Below are 13722 nucleotides of genomic sequence, written 5' to 3'. Positions count from 1 at the left end.
CTCGTGACGGATGCTTCGATGGCGGTCCTATTGGGCGGACTGCTCGGCGCTGGCCTCATCTGTGTTCTGGCGGCATTGCCGCGATGGCGCGCGGCGTCGCTCATGACCCGGATCGCGCCCTACATACGCGATTCCGTCGATGATGTGTCGTTGCCACCGGGAGTCCTTCCGGCCGCTGGCATCTTGCCCGTCGACACCGCGTCAGGATGGCATCGCCTCCGAACGCGGCTGCTTCGTGGCGTTGGCGATAGCGAGGTCCTCGCTTTGAGGCTTGCGCAGTCAGGCTCGGATGAGACACCAAGCGCGTTCCGGGCCCGGCAGCTCGGCTGGGCGATCGGCGGCTTTGCCCTGGGAAGCCTTCTGGTGATCGTCCTCGCGGTGGCGGGACGGATGACGCCGCCAGCAGCTGTGCTTCCAGTGATTCTCGGCGTCGGCGGTGCGATCGGCGTTGACATGGTGCTCACCTCCCGCGTCAGATCACGATTGGCACGGCTCAGCGATGAGTTGCCGACGACCCTCGAGTTCCTTGCGCTGTGTTTGTCGGCGGGGGAGGGATTCTTCGATGCCCTTCGCCGTGTGGCCGCCATCGGTTCGGGCGAGCTCACCCAGGAGCTGCGGGAGGTGGTGCTCGCCGTGGGCACCGGTTCGCCCCTGGCGGATGCACTCGGCGAGATGGCAACGCGTCTGCGTCAGCCCGGATTGTCGCGTGCCGTTGATCAGGTGACAGCAGCGCTCGAGCACGGCGCGCCGCTTGCCGCAGTGCTGCACGCGCAGGCGGCCGATGCGCGCGAGGACGCCAAGCGGGTGCTGATCGAGCAGGCCGGACGCCGAGAAATTCTGATGATGCTCCCGTTGGTGTTCTTGATCCTGCCGCTGTCAGTTCTGTTCGCCGTTTTCCCTGGAATGTTCATCCTGCGGCTTGGGCTCGGCTGAGCGATCCGGGGGCGGATCGAGGGCCCTGTGGATAACTTCTGCGGCGCATTGCGCTCACGCACCATACTCATCGACATGATCAAAGCGCGTATCAACAGGTTCCGATCACACGTACGGGCCTTCATCGAAGACGAGGCCGGTGACGTGCCCGGATGGGTCCTCGTCACGCTCATGACTGCCGGACTTGTTGTGTTGATCTGGGCGGTCGCCGGTCCCGCGCTGACAGGGCTGTTCGAGCAGGCGATCTCCAGGGTGGGCGGACTCTGAGATGAGTGCCCGGGTGGCGAGCGATGATCGAGGGTCGAGTGCGGTGGACTTCGTGCTCGTCGGTGCGTTGCTCACCGCCCTCACACTTGCGGTCCTTCAGCTGGGGTTCGCGGTCTACGTGCGAAATGTCGTTCACGATGCCGCCGTCGAGGGTGCACACTATGCCGCGCTCGCCGACACCTCTCTTGCTGAGGGAGCAGAGCGCACCCGACTGGCCATCACGCGCGCTGTCGGCGGTTCGTACGCCGAAGACATCACGGTCAGCGAGAGCGACCGCCTGGGTCATCCTGCTGCTGTCGTGACAGTGCGCACCACTCTGCCGATCATCGGTCTTCTCGGGGTGCCGTATGGGCTGGAGGTGGATGCGGATGCGCCGATGGAGTCTCTGGGCGAAGAATGACGAGGGCTCGGCCGCATTGGAGTTCATCACGATCGGCGTGGTTCTTCTGGTTCCACTGGTGTATCTGGTTCTGACTCTCGGCGCGGTGCAGGAGACGATGCTCGGCGCCGAGGCCGCAGCGCGTCATACCGCGCGCGTGATCGGACAGGCCGAGAATGCGGATGCCGCGGCGCGCAGTGGCGACGCCGTGCTCTCGAGCGTCATCGACGAGTACGGCATGAATGCGGAGAACGTCGGTGTCTCTGTGACCTGCACCCCGGCAGGTGCGGCGTGCCCCGCCGCAGGGTCGACCGTGATCGTGAGGGTCGAGACGTACGTGTCGCTGCCGTTCGTTCCACCCATTTTCGGGCTTGATCGGGCTACGCGCATCCCCCTGCAGGCTGCGGCAGCACAGAAGGTGTCGCGGTTGTGGGGCGCGGAATGATGCCGTCAGAAGTCGGGGCAGATGATGAGGGCAGCGTCCTGCCCCTGCTGCTCGGCTACGTCATCCTCGCGATCGCCGTCGTCTTCGTCTGCACCTGCGCCACAGACCTCTACATCGCGCAGAAGCGGCTCGATTCGCTGGCGGATGCTGCGGCTCTTGCAGGTGCCGACGGCTTCACGCTGGTCGTGGAGGGGGAAGGAGTGCGCGCCGAACTCACTGACGACGGCGTCCGTGACCAGGCTGTCGCGATCGTCGATGCCATGGCATCCGGAGCGCAGCTGGTCTCGGCATCCGCTCCCGACGGCGTGTCCGCGCAGGTCACGGTCGCCGCGTCGTGGCATCCACCGGTCATCTCGGCGTTCGTGCCAGACGGGGTCTTGCTTGAAGCGACCGCGACCAGCAGGACGGCGCTTCGCTGAGCGGGCGGCGCTGGTCACACCACCCTCCGCCGTCGGCCGCAGTATTCGTCAGCGGCGTTACGAGAACATCTGATTCAGCACCGTGAGGTCGCCGGCGTCAAGTGCCCGCTGGATCATGTCGATGTGCTCCGGATTGCTGAACATCGCCGACAGCTCATCGGCCCAGATTGCGCGCATGGCATCGACGTCGCCTGCGTCTCCCGCCGCAGCCATCGCCTCGATCGCCTGCTGATACGGAATCTGCTGGAATCCAGCGGGTGCGTCATGAGGGTTGAAGTAAGGAACCCACGCAACATCGGGGTCGAGGCTGAGCCGCAGCACCTGACCCGGATGGATCGTACGCACATGGTTGAGCTGGGGGAGCCCGACCGCATAGTCGATGCAGAGTCGGTCCCCGATTGCGACCGGGGCGTCACCGGGCGCGACGGTGTACGACACGATGTTGCCGTCGTCATCGAGGCCGACGGTGCCTGTGGCGAACTCTCGGGGGCCCTGATCCACGAGCTTCCCACTGATATTCGCGCGCATTGTTCCGAAGTGAATCCGGGCCAGGAAGTGCGGGCAGGTATCGGCGTCGACGTCCGCTGCCGTCGGCGTCGCGCTCGGAAGCGGCGCTTGGCCTGCGGGCTTCGTCAACGGGTCAGCCGCCGGTGGTTCTGTCACAGAGGTGCAACCGACGAGCGTGATTGCGGCAAGCACCAGCGCAGAAGAGGTTGCCGAGAGCTTAGCGACGCTGGTGTTCATGCTTGCCCTCAATCGTCGAGAGTTCGGTGCGGGCTGAACCGCGGAATCCACCGGATGAAGCCGAGTGCGCCCAGGAACCCGATGATACCCATCGCGGCTGCGGCCACTGAGATCGACGCGATCGCTGTCACTCCTGAGACGAGCAGCGGTGCGGCAGCGCCACCGGCATCCGTCAGAGTCCGCCACGATCCGAGGAACGGCGCCGGATCATGCGCCGGGGCGGCATCCGCTCCGAGCGTCATCAGGATGCCGCTGGAGAGGCCGTTGCCCACTCCGAGGACGGCCGCCAGCATCCCGAACCACAACACAGCGGCATCGCCGTTGTGCGTGAACGAGAGCACGAGAAACCCTGCGCCCATCAGAACCATGGCGGGCATCGCCGCCCACAGTCTGCCGAACCGGTCCATCACCTGGCCGCTGACGTAGAACAGGGCGAAGTCGATGGCGCCGGACACGCCGACCACGAGCGCGATCGTCTGCGCATCCATTCCGAGCGAGACGCCCCACAGCGGAAGAAGCACCTGTCGGGCAGAGCGTGTTGCCGAAAGGCACGCGGCAGCGATACCCAGTCTGCTGAGCACCGCTCTGTGACGCCACATCGTGCGGAACACTCCGGCGCGCTCGAATGTCGGGATCGAGCCAGAGACCGCTTCGCCGGAGTCCTCGACGAGCATCGACGAGGATGCTGGGGCGATCGTCTTCTCCGGATCTGGCCCGAACAGCACGAGAACCACCATCACGGCCAGACACCCGAGGAAGAACCAGATCGCTGCGTGCTCATCGCCGAAGATCTGCAGGAGCGCGGCAGTGACAAACGGGCCCACGAAGATGCCGAGCCGGAAGCTCCCGCCCAGAAGGGCGAGCGCACGCGCGCGGAACGCCACAGGTACGCGGGTCGTCATGAACGCATGCCGGGCCAGTCCGAACGCCGCAGCACAGAAACCCAAGAGAAAGACGGATGCGGCGAACATCGCGATCACCGGTGCGAAAACCATGCCCATGACCGCGCCCATCGAGATGATGCCCGCGATGACCATCGTGTAGCGCTCGCCGATGCGCGCGACCGCCCATCCGGCGGGAAGATTTCCGCACAGCTGTCCGACAACCAGGGCTCCGGCGACGAGCGCCGCAGTGGCGACGTCCGCCCCCATGCTTGCGGCGATCACCGGAATGAGGGGGATGACAGCGCCCTCGCCCATTGAGAACAGGATTGTCGGCAGGTACACCATCGGGCCGAATCGCCTGAGCACCGTTGACGCGCTGTTCACCCGGTTCACGCTACCCGCCCGCAACTCCCAGCAGAGCACGATAGGCTGAGTCGTCATGCTCGAACTCGATCTCTCCGCCGAAATTCAGGCGCTCAGGCACACATACGGCGACATCAGCGAGGTCGTCGACGTCACGCGACTCCAGGCCGACATCGCAAGGCTCAGCGAGGAGGCCGGCGTCCCCGATCTCTGGGATGACCCGGAGAAGGCGCAGAAGGTCACCAGCGCGCTCAGCCACAAGCAGGCCGAGCTCAAGCGGGTGAGTGAGATCGGTCAGCGTCTGGATGACCTCGAGGTCCTCATCGACCTCGCCAATGAGATGGAAGACGAGGATTCCGCGGCCGAAGCGCGCGCGGAACTCGCAACCCTCGGCGTCGTCATCAACCAGCTCGAGGTGCAGACGCTCCTCGATGGCGAGTACGACGATCGCAGTGCCATCATCACCATCCGCTCGGGTGCCGGCGGCGATGACGCCACGGACTTCGCCGAAATGCTCATGCGCATGTATCTGCGCTGGGCGGAGCATCACAAGTACCCCGCGAAGGTCATGGACACGTCCTACGCCGAGGGCGCGGGCATCAAGTCGGCCACTTTCGAGATTGACGCCCCTTACGCTTTCGGCACCCTGTCGGTAGAAGCGGGCACGCATCGTCTTGCTCGCATCAGCCCGTTCGGCTCCGCAGACAAGCGGCAGACGTCATTCGCTGCAGTCGAGGTCATCCCGCTCATGGAAGAGGCGACTGAGGTCGACATCCCTGAGAACGACATCCGTGTCGACGTCTTCCGCTCTTCGGGCCCCGGTGGGCAGTCGGTCAACACGACCGACTCCGCCGTTCGCCTGACACACCTTCCCACGGGCATCGTCGTCTCGATGCAGAATGAGAAGTCGCAGATCCAGAACCGTGCTGCCGCCATGCGCGTGCTGCAGACGCGCCTTCTGCTGCTGCAGAAGGAAGAAGAAGCAGCGAAGAAGAAGGAGCTTGCGGGGAACATCACCGCGAGCTGGGGCGACCAGATGCGCTCATACTTCCTCTACGGTCAGCAGCTTGTGAAGGACCTGCGCACAGGACACGAGTCCGGAAACCCGGCATCCGTGTTCGACGGCAACCTCGATGACTTCATCTCGGCGGGCATCCGCTGGCGCAAGCGCCGGGAAGACGAAGACTGACGTCAGGGTGTCGCTCGCGGCAAGGCGCGCACCCGCGCTTAGGCTCATAAAGCCATGATTCGGTTCGAGAACGTCACCAAACGCTACCGCGGCACGAAGCGACCAGCCCTGGCGGGCGTCGACTTCGAGGTCGAGCGCGGCGAATTCGTCTTCCTCGTCGGCGCATCGGGGTCGGGTAAGTCCACCTGTCTGCAGCTGATGCTCCGCGAAGAGGTCCCCACGTCCGGACGCGTTGCCGTGCTCGGACGAGACCTTCGTTCGCTTGCCAACCGCAAGGTGCCATACTTCCGGCGCCATATCGGCTCTGTCTTCCAGGACTTCCGGCTGCTGTCGACGAAGACGGTGTTCCAGAACGTCGCCTTCACGCTGCAGGTCACCGGTTCCTCGCGAGGATTCGTGCAGCAGGCCGTGCCCGAAGCGCTCGCGTTGGTCGGTCTTGCCGGAAAAGAGAAGCGGATGCCGCATGAGCTCTCCGGCGGTGAGCAGCAGCGTGTGGCGATCGCTCGTGCGCTGGTGAACCGGCCCCAGGTGCTGCTGGCCGACGAGCCGACCGGAAACCTCGACCCGGCCACCTCGGTCGACATCATGCAGCTGCTTGCGCGGATCAACGCTGGCGGCACGACCGTGCTCATGGCAACCCACGAAGCGGCTTTCGTGGACCAGATGCAGCGCAGGGTGATCGAATTGCGCGACGGCGAGCTCGTGCGCGACGAGATCCACGGCGGTTACGGTGACCGATCGATGATTCCGCAGTTGGTGCCGCAGGAAGAGCGCGGCGCCGCCGCGACGGCGGCGCTCAGCGCAGTGCAGGAAGTCCAGCGTGAGACCGAATCGCTTGAGCCGCTCACTGCCGAGATGATCGCATCGATGAAGGCGGCACGCGATGCTGCGCCTTCCGTCGGTGATGCAGAGTCGTCTCCGACGAGCGCCAGACCGATCACTCGCCCGGTACTTCTGCCAGACGTCGACGTCGCTGAGCTCGGCGTCGCCGACAGACTCGGTCTGTCGCGCGCCGATGACGACGAGGAAGTAGGGCCCACCTCGTGAGAGTCGGACTGATTCTGATGGAGGCCCTCGGTGGCCTCCGTCGCAATATCTCGATGGTGATCTCCGTCGTGCTCGTGACTTTCGTGTCGCTGACCTTCGTCGGCGCGGCGATCCTCATGCAGGGCCAGATCTCGACGATGCGCGATTACTGGACCGAGCGCGCGCAGGTCGCGGTGTACATGTGCTCGCCGGTGACCGATACGGAGAAGACTCCGACCTGTATCGACGGCGAAGCAACCGATGAGCAGGTCGAGCAGGTGCAGAGCGAGCTCGAGGGCCCTGCGCTGAACGCTCTCATCACCGATTTCCGTTTCGAGACCAAGGCAGAGGCCTACGACAAGCTGCTCGATCAGCTCGGAGATGAGCAGGCGAGTGTGCTCACCGAAGATCAGATGTTCCAGAGCTTCTGGATCACTCTGAAAGATCCCAGTCAGTCGCAGGTCATCGTCGAGGCGTTCAGCGGCGTCAACGGCGTAGAGGAGGTACTGGATCAGCTCCAGTACCTTGATCCGCTCTTCTCCGCGCTGACGGTCGCCACCTACATCGCTGTCGGCATCGCCGTGCTGATGCTCATCGCTGCCGTGCTGCTGATTGCGACGACGATCCGATTGTCGGCGTACGCGAGACGCAAAGAGATCGGAATCATGCGCCTTGTCGGCGCGTCGAACCGATTCATCCAGACACCATTCGTGCTCGAGGGCGTTTTTGCGGCTTTCCTCGGCTCAGCCCTCGCGAGCGCGGCAGTGATCGCCGGCATGCACTTCGGCGTCGAAGGATATCTGAAGGGCCGGGTGCCCTTCATCACTACCTGGGTCAGCATGCAGGATGCCATCATCGTCGTACCGATCCTGATTGCGATCGGTGTGATCCTCGCGGCTCTCTCGGCAGGGTTCGCGATCCGCAGGTGGCTGCGCACCTAGTAAGCTGGGACGCTTGTCAGCTGGAAGATTGGAACCGTCATGCCCAGGGAACGCGGGGAGAAGGTCATCGCGACCAACCGTCGCGCCCGTCACGACTACAACATCGAGAAGTCGTACGAGGCGGGCATGGTGCTCACCGGCACCGAGGTGAAGTCGTTGCGCCAAGGGCGCGCGAATCTCTCTGACGGTTACGCCTTCATCAAGGCAGGTGAGATCTTCCTCGATTCGGTGCACATCCCGGAGTACTCGCAGGGGCACTGGACGAATCACTCGGCCAAGCGCGTGCGCAAGCTTCTCATGCACCGCGAGGAGATCCACAAGCTCGAGCACGCGGTCTCTGCCGGCGGGTACACGCTCGTGCCGCTGAAGCTGTACTTCCTCGATGGCAGAGCCAAGGTCGAGATCGCTCTTGCCAAGGGCAAACGCGAGTTCGACAAGCGTCAGACGCTCCGCGAGCGTCAGGACACCCGCGAAGCAGCGCGCGCCATGCGGTTGCGCAACCGCATGGGCGACTAGCGCTCAGGCTCAGAAGCCGAAGGCCCGACCGAGAAACGCGATTTCGCGCTCGAGTGCATCGATGATCGTCTCCGCTCGCCGGAATCCGTGACCCTCTCCGGGATAAAGCACGTATTCGTGCGCGACACCGCGCAGAGCCAGCGCGTCACGGATCGCCTCTGACTGCGCGGGAGGGACGACCCGGTCGTCCTCGCCCTGCAGCAGCAGCACTGGCACGTCGATTCGATCGACGTGCGTGAGCGGCGAGCGGTCGATGTACACCTCTTCGGCTTCGGGCAGGGGCCCGACGAGACCGTCGACGTAGTGCTTCTCGAAGTCATGGGTGTCTTGCGCCAGCATCCGCAGATCGGCGACCCCGTACCTGCTGATGCCGGCGCTGAAAACTCCACCGCGCACAAGCGCGGAGAGCACGGTCCATCCGCCGGCAGATCCGCCGCGAATCGCGATTCGGGCGGGATCGGCGCGGCCGGACTCTGCAAGACCGCGAGCGGCGGCGAGCACGTCGTCCACATCGACGATGCCCCACTGGCCATCGAGACGCTCACGATAGTCGCGACCGTAACCGGTTGATCCGCCGTAGTTCACATCGAGCACGCCGATTCCCCGGCTCGTGTAGAACGCGATGGCCGCGGAAGCTGCGCCGGCCGCGTGTGCGGTCGGACCGCCGTGCACGAAGACGATGTACGGAGGTCGCTCGCTGTCGGGTGCGGACGCTTCGGGGTTGGCCGGCGCGTAGTCGAAAGCATGCACAGGTCCGTGCGTCCCCTCGATCGTGATCTGGGGGGCAGACGGCATCCAGCGGGGATCGGTGGGCGCGCCTCCGCGGATGGCGACGACCTCGCCGGAATCGACGTCCACACTCCACAGGCCAGCGGTGACGGCTGCGCCGCCGCCGGAGAGGAGCACGCGAGTGCCCGTGGCGTCATCGACGCTGATGTGCGCACTCGCGGGCATATCAAGCGCACGCGCAGTGCCGTCGGTGCCGATCACCACAACCTCGTCTGAACCGTTGGTGCGCACGGCGACGATACGGCTGTCGGCGAGCGGTTGGTACCAGCGATTGCCGAGTACCCACAGTCCATACCCGGTGTCGGCATCGGCAGGGGCGAATGGCGTCGGCTCCGATGCGCGGATGCCGTCCAGCTGCAGTCGCTGAAGCGCCCAGCGACCAGTCGGGTCGTCTGCGTACATGAGTTCGGTGTCACTCAGCCATTCCGGCTGCAGGCAGGCACGGGCGTGTGTGGAGGCGAGGGCGCCGTCATCGAGGGACATGACGCGCAGCGCCGCGCTCTGCCACGGCATCTGGCCATCTGGCCACTGCACCCAGGCGATGCGCGTGCCATCCGGTGAGAGCGCGGGGTGCGCGTAGAACGCATTTCCTTCGGTGATGACCCGCACGTGTGTGTTGTCGTCAGCCGCCGAGCCATCAGTGGGGATCTCGATGATCGCGCGAAGGCGCGGATCGACTGTCAGATCCTCGCGGACTGCGAGAAGTCGGCCGTTCTGCACTCGAAGGCCGCCATGGTTCGGACCGGGAGCGGTGAGTGGGCGCGGCTCTTCGCCCGGGCGCCTCGCGTACACCCGCTGATCGCCTGCGTCGACGAAGAGCAACGTGCGCTCGGCATCCGCGGTCCATGCCCCGCCGCCGTACTCGTGAACGCGCGACCGCGCGCTCCACGGTGCGGGGAGCAATACCTCTCCCGTGGAGCTGCGTACCGTCACCCGTCCCTTCTCGGCGGGGACGGATTCACCCCACCACACCTCGTCGCCGACGAAACGGGCTCCGTCGATCTTCGGGCTGGATGCGGCGATGTCAGCGGGTGCGAATGGCGATGGCCAGGTTCCGTACGGGTGGGACATGCTTCGAGCCTATGCGGGACGACCGACATGCGAGCTCATGCCGATCTGCCCCGGCGCGGATGCGGCCGCGGCGGAAAGATCAGACCGCGCGCAGCACTGCAACGACCTTGCCGAGCACGACGGCATCATCGCCGAGGATGGGCTCGAACGAGGTGTTGCGGGGGAGTAACCAGGTGTGACCGTCGCGCTGACGGAATGTCTTGATGGTCGCCTCGCCATCGAGCATCGCCGCGACGATCTCTCCGTTCTCCGCGGTGTTCTGCGTGCGCACGACGACCCAGTCGCCGTCGCAGATGGCGGCGTCGATCATCGACTCGCCGGATACCTTGAGCATGAACAGGTCGCCCTTGCCGACCAACTGTCGGGGGAGCGGGAAGATCTCATCGACCTGCTGGTCTGCGGTGATGGGGATTCCGGCCGCGATCTGACCGACCAGCGGCACCATCGCCGCATCGCCCACGGGAGTCGCGGAGTCCGCCGGGTTCTCGCCGCTCGTGCCAGGAAGGTCGATGAGCACTTCCATGGCGCGCGTCTTTCCCGGATCGCGACGCAGATAGCCGCTGAGCTCGAGCTGCCCGAGCTGATGGGTGACGCTCGAGAGCGACTTCAGCCCCACCGCATCGCCGATCTCGCGCATGCTCGGCGGGTAGCCGTACTTCGCGATCGAGGTCTGGATGACCTCGAGGATGGCCATCTGCTTCGGGCTGAGACTCTTGCGCCGACGAGTGCGAGGCGCCTCGGCGTCGGTGGCGGAGATGTCGCTCATGGTGCTCCTTCGTGCGCGATTCCGGGGCTGCTCTTCGAATGTCTGTGGCCCGTGGTGGGGTGTGGTTATCGAAACCGTATCCGAGGAACCGCCTGATTCGGAAGATCTGTTCGAGCGTGTCCGATGTTTTGGTTGCTCGGTTTCGAATAAATCTTGACAGATGTTCGAATTCGAATATATATTCGGTACGTAGCTTCGCATTCGTCGCTCCCGGCCGAGTGCCGAATGCGAACGCTACGCCAAAGAGGCAGAGGAGAAACCCATGAGCACGATCAGCATCGCAGCCCCGGCAGTCCACCCCGTTCGCTCAGCGACACGGCTCCGACTGACGACGCGCGGTCGCCGTGTGGTGACCGCTCTTGCGGCCCTCCCTCTTGCTGCGGGAATCGCGTTTGCGGCGATCGGCGGCGGATCAGCGATCGCATCCGGCGACGTCGTGCAAACGGCCTCCTTCGAGACGGTTACGGTCATGCCTGGCGACACGCTCTGGTCCATCGCGGAGTCTGTGGCACCGGCCGTCGACCCTCGCGCCGTGATCAGCGACATTCAGCGTCTCAACGCGCTGGGGCATGGCTCACTCCAGGTGGGTCAGCAGCTGGCGCTGCCTGCCGAGTACGCAGGCTGATCGCGCCGCTAAAATGAGGAGGGTGACTTCACTTGGTGATCTGCCCCTCCGCGACGATCTTCGCGGTCTCACTCCGTATGGCGCACCGCAGGCGCCGCTCGCCGTTGCGCTGAACGTCAACGAGAACACGCATCCCGTCCCCGACGAGGTGGCAAGCGACATTCTCGATGACATCGCAGTGGCGCTGCGCGAAGTGAATCGTTACCCAGATCGAGAGTTCACTGCGCTCCGTGAAGCCTTCGCAGAGTACTTGGGCCACGGGCTCGAGATCGATCAGATCTGGGCAGGTAACGGGTCGAACGAGGTGCTGCAGCACATCATGCAGGCCTTCGCCGGCCCTGCCCGAACGGTGTTCGGTTTCGCGCCGACCTACTCCATGTACCCGCTCCTCGCGCAGGGGACAGGTGCGAAGTGGATCGCCGGCATTCGTGAGGCCGACTACACGATCACTGCAGAAGACGCCGCAGCGCAGGTCGAGCAGGCCGATCCTGATGTCGTGATCCTCTGCACGCCCAACAACCCCACCGGCACCCCTCTCGGCCTCGACGTGATCGAAGCCGTCTATGAGGCAGCGCGCGGCGTGGTGATCGTCGACGAGGCGTACTTCGAGTTCGCCCCGCGTGACGCGGTGTCCGCGCTGACTCTGCTCGAGGGGCGCCCTCGCTTGGCCGTCTCGCGCACGATGAGCAAGGCCTTCGCCTTCGCCGGCGCGCGAGTCGGGTATCTGGCCGCTGATCCGGCATTCATCGACGCGCTGCGGCTCGTGCGTCTTCCGTACCACCTGAGCGCCCTCACACAGGCGGCCGCAGTAGCCGCATTGCGCAACTCCGAGACCATGCTCGGCATGGTCGACGAGATCGTCGCACAGCGCGATCGGATAACAGCGACACTCGAAGCTCTGGGCTACGAACCACACAAGTCGTGGTCGAACTTCGTGCTGTTCGGCGGCGTCGCTGACCCTCGCGCGACGTTCGAATCACTGTACGAGCGTGGGGTGCTCGTGCGCGATGTCGGGATCCCGAATCACCTGCGTGTCTCTGCCGGTACTGAGGCGGAGACGACGGCGTTCCTTGACGCGCTGGCCTCGATAGACTCGGCGTCATGAGCGCTTCTCGCACCGCGTCCCGCACGCGCAGCACTTCTGAGTCTTCCGTCGAGCTCGAACTGAACCTCGACGGCACAGGTCGCAGCAGCATCGACACCTCTGTGCCTTTCTTCGATCACATGCTCACGGCGTTCGCCAAGCACTCACTCACGGACCTGACGATTCGTGCAACGGGTGACACGCACATCGACGCGCACCACACCGTCGAAGACGTATCGATCGTCCTCGGGCAGGCCATTGCCGAGGCCCTCGGCGACAAGTCGGGCATCGCACGTTACGGTGACGCTCTTGTGCCGCTCGACGAAGCGCTCGCGCAGGCCGTTGTCGACATCAGTGGACGCCCCTTTCTCGTGCACAGCGGCGAGCCCGTGGGGTTCGAACACCACCTGATCGGTGGCCACTTCACGGGATCCCTCGTGCGGCACTCGTTCGAAGCGATCGCATTCCATGCAGGACTCACGGTGCATGTACGTGTTCTCGGTGGGCGCGACCCGCACCACATCGCCGAGGCGGAGTACAAGGCGTTCGCCCGCGCGTTCCGCGAGGCCAAGACGCTCGATCCGCTGGTTGAGGGGATCCCCTCGACCAAGGGAGCTCTATGACAAAGCCCACGGTCGTCGTCTACGACTACGAATCAGGCAACGTGCACTCCGCGGTCAAGGCATTGATCGCTGCGGGAGCCGACGCGAAGCTTTCCGGCGACCGCGACGAGGCGCTGGAGGCTGACGGACTGTTCGTTCCCGGCGTCGGGGCTTTCGCCGCGGTGCGTGCGGCGCTGCTCGCACGCGGCGGCGATGAGATCATCGACCGACGCCTCGCTGGCAGCCGACCGGTGCTCGGCGTCTGCGTCGGGATGCAGGTGCTCTTCTCTCACGGCGTCGAGCGCGGTCAGAATGTCGAAGGGCTGGGGGAATGGCCGGGAACGGTCACTGAACTGAATGCGCCAGTGCTCCCGCACATGGGATGGAACACCGTCTCTCCGGATACGGGCAGCGTGCTGTTCCGCGGAATCGAAGACGAGCGTTTCTACTTCGTCCACTCGTTCGCAGCCCAGCAGTGGGAACTCGACGTCATTCCACCCTTTCCGAGGCCGAAGCTGACCTGGACGACTTACGGCGATCCCTTCCTTGCCGCCGTCGAGAACGGACCTCTCTCTGCGACCCAATTCCACCCCGAGAAGTCGGGTGAAGCAGGCATCCGCCTGCTCAAGAACTGGGTTGAGAGTCTTTGAAGACGTCGGCGTTTTTGAACCCGGCGTCA

The 13722-nt window shown here is 64.8% G+C and carries 17 protein-coding genes; 13 read left to right on the top strand and 4 right to left on the bottom strand.

Features of this window, described 5'->3' with window-relative positions:
- Window positions 1-18: 18 nt before the first annotated feature.
- From ACTU6U_RS09640 to ACTU6U_RS09620, 5 genes are all read left to right on the top strand, one after another.
- Window positions 19-933 (top strand): type II secretion system F family protein, encoded by a 915-nt coding sequence (locus ACTU6U_RS09640; RefSeq protein WP_443468904.1) that lies wholly within the window; start codon window positions 19-21, stop codon window positions 931-933.
- A 75-nt stretch (window positions 934-1008) separates the two neighbouring features.
- Window positions 1009-1200 (top strand): hypothetical protein, encoded by a 192-nt coding sequence (locus ACTU6U_RS09635; RefSeq protein WP_443468903.1) that lies wholly within the window; start codon window positions 1009-1011, stop codon window positions 1198-1200.
- Between the two features lie 13 nt (window positions 1201-1213).
- Complete coding sequence (locus tag ACTU6U_RS09630; protein ID WP_443468902.1) at window positions 1214-1600, top strand: TadE/TadG family type IV pilus assembly protein; 387 nt, start codon at window positions 1214-1216, stop codon at window positions 1598-1600.
- Window positions 1569-2024, top strand: coding sequence for a TadE family protein (locus tag ACTU6U_RS09625; protein ID WP_443468901.1), 456 nt, complete (start codon window positions 1569-1571; stop codon window positions 2022-2024). Before ACTU6U_RS09630 ends, ACTU6U_RS09625 begins: the two co-directional genes overlap by 32 nt.
- A complete protein-coding gene (locus ACTU6U_RS09620) occupies window positions 2021-2443 on the top strand; it encodes a pilus assembly protein TadG-related protein (protein ID WP_443468900.1) in 423 nt (140 codons plus the stop codon). Before ACTU6U_RS09625 ends, ACTU6U_RS09620 begins: the two co-directional genes overlap by 4 nt.
- A gap of 57 nt (window positions 2444-2500) precedes the next feature.
- On the opposite strand, the gene ACTU6U_RS09615 is transcribed toward ACTU6U_RS09620, so the two are convergent.
- Together ACTU6U_RS09615 and ACTU6U_RS09610 are read right to left on the bottom strand one after the other, a co-directional pair.
- Window positions 2501-3187: a hypothetical protein gene (locus ACTU6U_RS09615; RefSeq protein WP_443468899.1), complete on the bottom strand. Its 687-nt coding sequence runs from the start codon at window positions 3185-3187 to the stop codon at window positions 2501-2503.
- An 8-nt stretch (window positions 3188-3195) separates the two neighbouring features.
- Window positions 3196-4416 carry an MFS transporter gene (locus ACTU6U_RS09610; RefSeq protein WP_443469231.1) on the bottom strand — a complete coding sequence of 407 codons (1221 nt, stop codon included), beginning with the start codon at window positions 4414-4416 and terminating at the stop codon, window positions 3196-3198.
- A gap of 94 nt (window positions 4417-4510) precedes the next feature.
- Here ACTU6U_RS09610 and prfB point away from each other — a divergent pair, with 94 nt between their 5' ends.
- The 4 genes from prfB to smpB are packed head-to-tail and all read left to right on the top strand — an operon-like array spanning window position 4511 to window position 8106.
- Entirely contained in the window at window positions 4511-5623 is a 1113-nt protein-coding gene (prfB, locus tag ACTU6U_RS09605; protein WP_443468898.1) for a peptide chain release factor 2, read from the top strand.
- Window positions 5624-5677: 54 nt separating this feature from the next.
- Window positions 5678-6670: a cell division ATP-binding protein FtsE gene (ftsE, locus tag ACTU6U_RS09600; protein ID WP_443468897.1), complete on the top strand. Its 993-nt coding sequence runs from the start codon at window positions 5678-5680 to the stop codon at window positions 6668-6670.
- On the top strand, window positions 6667-7590 hold the full coding sequence (gene ftsX, locus ACTU6U_RS09595; protein WP_443468896.1) for a permease-like cell division protein FtsX: 924 nt from the start codon (window positions 6667-6669) through the stop codon (window positions 7588-7590). Before ftsE ends, ftsX begins: the two co-directional genes overlap by 4 nt.
- Before the next feature lie 39 nt (window positions 7591-7629).
- A complete protein-coding gene (gene smpB / locus ACTU6U_RS09590; protein WP_443468895.1) occupies window positions 7630-8106 on the top strand; it encodes an SsrA-binding protein SmpB in 477 nt (158 codons plus the stop codon).
- A 9-nt stretch (window positions 8107-8115) separates the two neighbouring features.
- Here smpB and ACTU6U_RS09585 read toward each other — a convergent pair whose 3' ends face one another.
- The gene (locus ACTU6U_RS09585; RefSeq protein ID WP_443468894.1) at window positions 8116-9966 is read right to left on the bottom strand and encodes a S9 family peptidase; all 1851 of its coding nucleotides are present in this window, start codon (window positions 9964-9966) and stop codon (window positions 8116-8118) included.
- Window positions 9967-10045: 79 nt separating this feature from the next.
- A complete protein-coding gene (lexA, locus tag ACTU6U_RS09580; RefSeq protein ID WP_443468893.1) occupies window positions 10046-10732 on the bottom strand; it encodes a transcriptional repressor LexA in 687 nt (228 codons plus the stop codon).
- A 262-nt stretch (window positions 10733-10994) separates the two neighbouring features.
- On the opposite strand from lexA, the gene ACTU6U_RS09575 reads away from it, so the two are divergent.
- From ACTU6U_RS09575 to hisH, 4 genes are read left to right on the top strand one after another with little or no spacing between them, the layout of a single operon-like run.
- Window positions 10995-11357, top strand: a complete 363-nt coding sequence (locus ACTU6U_RS09575) for a LysM peptidoglycan-binding domain-containing protein (protein WP_443468892.1) — start codon at window positions 10995-10997, stop codon at window positions 11355-11357.
- A gap of 13 nt (window positions 11358-11370) precedes the next feature.
- Window positions 11371-12462 (top strand): histidinol-phosphate transaminase, encoded by a 1092-nt coding sequence (locus ACTU6U_RS09570; RefSeq protein ID WP_443468891.1) that lies wholly within the window; start codon window positions 11371-11373, stop codon window positions 12460-12462.
- A complete protein-coding gene (gene hisB / locus ACTU6U_RS09565) occupies window positions 12459-13064 on the top strand; it encodes an imidazoleglycerol-phosphate dehydratase HisB (RefSeq protein WP_443468890.1) in 606 nt (201 codons plus the stop codon). Before ACTU6U_RS09570 ends, hisB begins: the two co-directional genes overlap by 4 nt.
- Window positions 13061-13693 (top strand): imidazole glycerol phosphate synthase subunit HisH, encoded by a 633-nt coding sequence (hisH, locus tag ACTU6U_RS09560; RefSeq protein WP_443468889.1) that lies wholly within the window; start codon window positions 13061-13063, stop codon window positions 13691-13693. Before hisB ends, hisH begins: the two co-directional genes overlap by 4 nt.
- Window positions 13694-13722: the final 29 nt, after the last annotated feature.

The organism is Microbacterium zouquanmingi (assembly GCF_052266695.1).
In the GTDB taxonomy this organism is placed as follows: domain Bacteria; phylum Actinomycetota; class Actinomycetes; order Actinomycetales; family Microbacteriaceae; genus Microbacterium.
Note: the sequence above shows the minus strand (reverse complement) of the source record. Positions and strands in the feature narration are given on the sequence as shown.

What these genes read in the sequence shown, in the direction of transcription:
- ftsE (WP_443468897.1), top strand. Translation starts at nt 5,678, where the DNA reads ATGATTCGGTTCGAGAACGTCACCAAACGCTACCGCGGCACGAAGCGA.
- smpB (WP_443468895.1), top strand. Translation starts at nt 7,630, where the DNA reads ATGCCCAGGGAACGCGGGGAGAAGGTCATCGCGACCAACCGTCGCGCC.
- hisB (WP_443468890.1), top strand. Translation starts at nt 12,459, where the DNA reads ATGAGCGCTTCTCGCACCGCGTCCCGCACGCGCAGCACTTCTGAGTCT.
- ACTU6U_RS09615 (WP_443468899.1), bottom strand. Translation starts at nt 3,187, where the DNA reads ATGAACACCAGCGTCGCTAAGCTCTCGGCAACCTCTTCTGCGCTGGTG.
- ACTU6U_RS09635 (WP_443468903.1), top strand. Translation starts at nt 1,009, where the DNA reads ATGATCAAAGCGCGTATCAACAGGTTCCGATCACACGTACGGGCCTTC.
- lexA (WP_443468893.1), bottom strand. Translation starts at nt 10,732, where the DNA reads ATGAGCGACATCTCCGCCACCGACGCCGAGGCGCCTCGCACTCGTCGG.
- ACTU6U_RS09620 (WP_443468900.1), top strand. Translation starts at nt 2,021, where the DNA reads ATGATGCCGTCAGAAGTCGGGGCAGATGATGAGGGCAGCGTCCTGCCC.
- ACTU6U_RS09640 (WP_443468904.1), top strand. Translation starts at nt 19, where the DNA reads ATGGCGGTCCTATTGGGCGGACTGCTCGGCGCTGGCCTCATCTGTGTT.
- ACTU6U_RS09585 (WP_443468894.1), bottom strand. Translation starts at nt 9,966, where the DNA reads ATGTCCCACCCGTACGGAACCTGGCCATCGCCATTCGCACCCGCTGAC.
- prfB (WP_443468898.1), top strand. Translation starts at nt 4,511, where the DNA reads ATGCTCGAACTCGATCTCTCCGCCGAAATTCAGGCGCTCAGGCACACA.
- ACTU6U_RS09570 (WP_443468891.1), top strand. Translation starts at nt 11,371, where the DNA reads ATGAGGAGGGTGACTTCACTTGGTGATCTGCCCCTCCGCGACGATCTT.
- ACTU6U_RS09575 (WP_443468892.1), top strand. Translation starts at nt 10,995, where the DNA reads ATGAGCACGATCAGCATCGCAGCCCCGGCAGTCCACCCCGTTCGCTCA.
- ACTU6U_RS09610 (WP_443469231.1), bottom strand. Translation starts at nt 4,416, where the DNA reads ATGGTGTACCTGCCGACAATCCTGTTCTCAATGGGCGAGGGCGCTGTC.
- hisH (WP_443468889.1), top strand. Translation starts at nt 13,061, where the DNA reads ATGACAAAGCCCACGGTCGTCGTCTACGACTACGAATCAGGCAACGTG.
- ACTU6U_RS09625 (WP_443468901.1), top strand. Translation starts at nt 1,569, where the DNA reads ATGCGCCGATGGAGTCTCTGGGCGAAGAATGACGAGGGCTCGGCCGCA.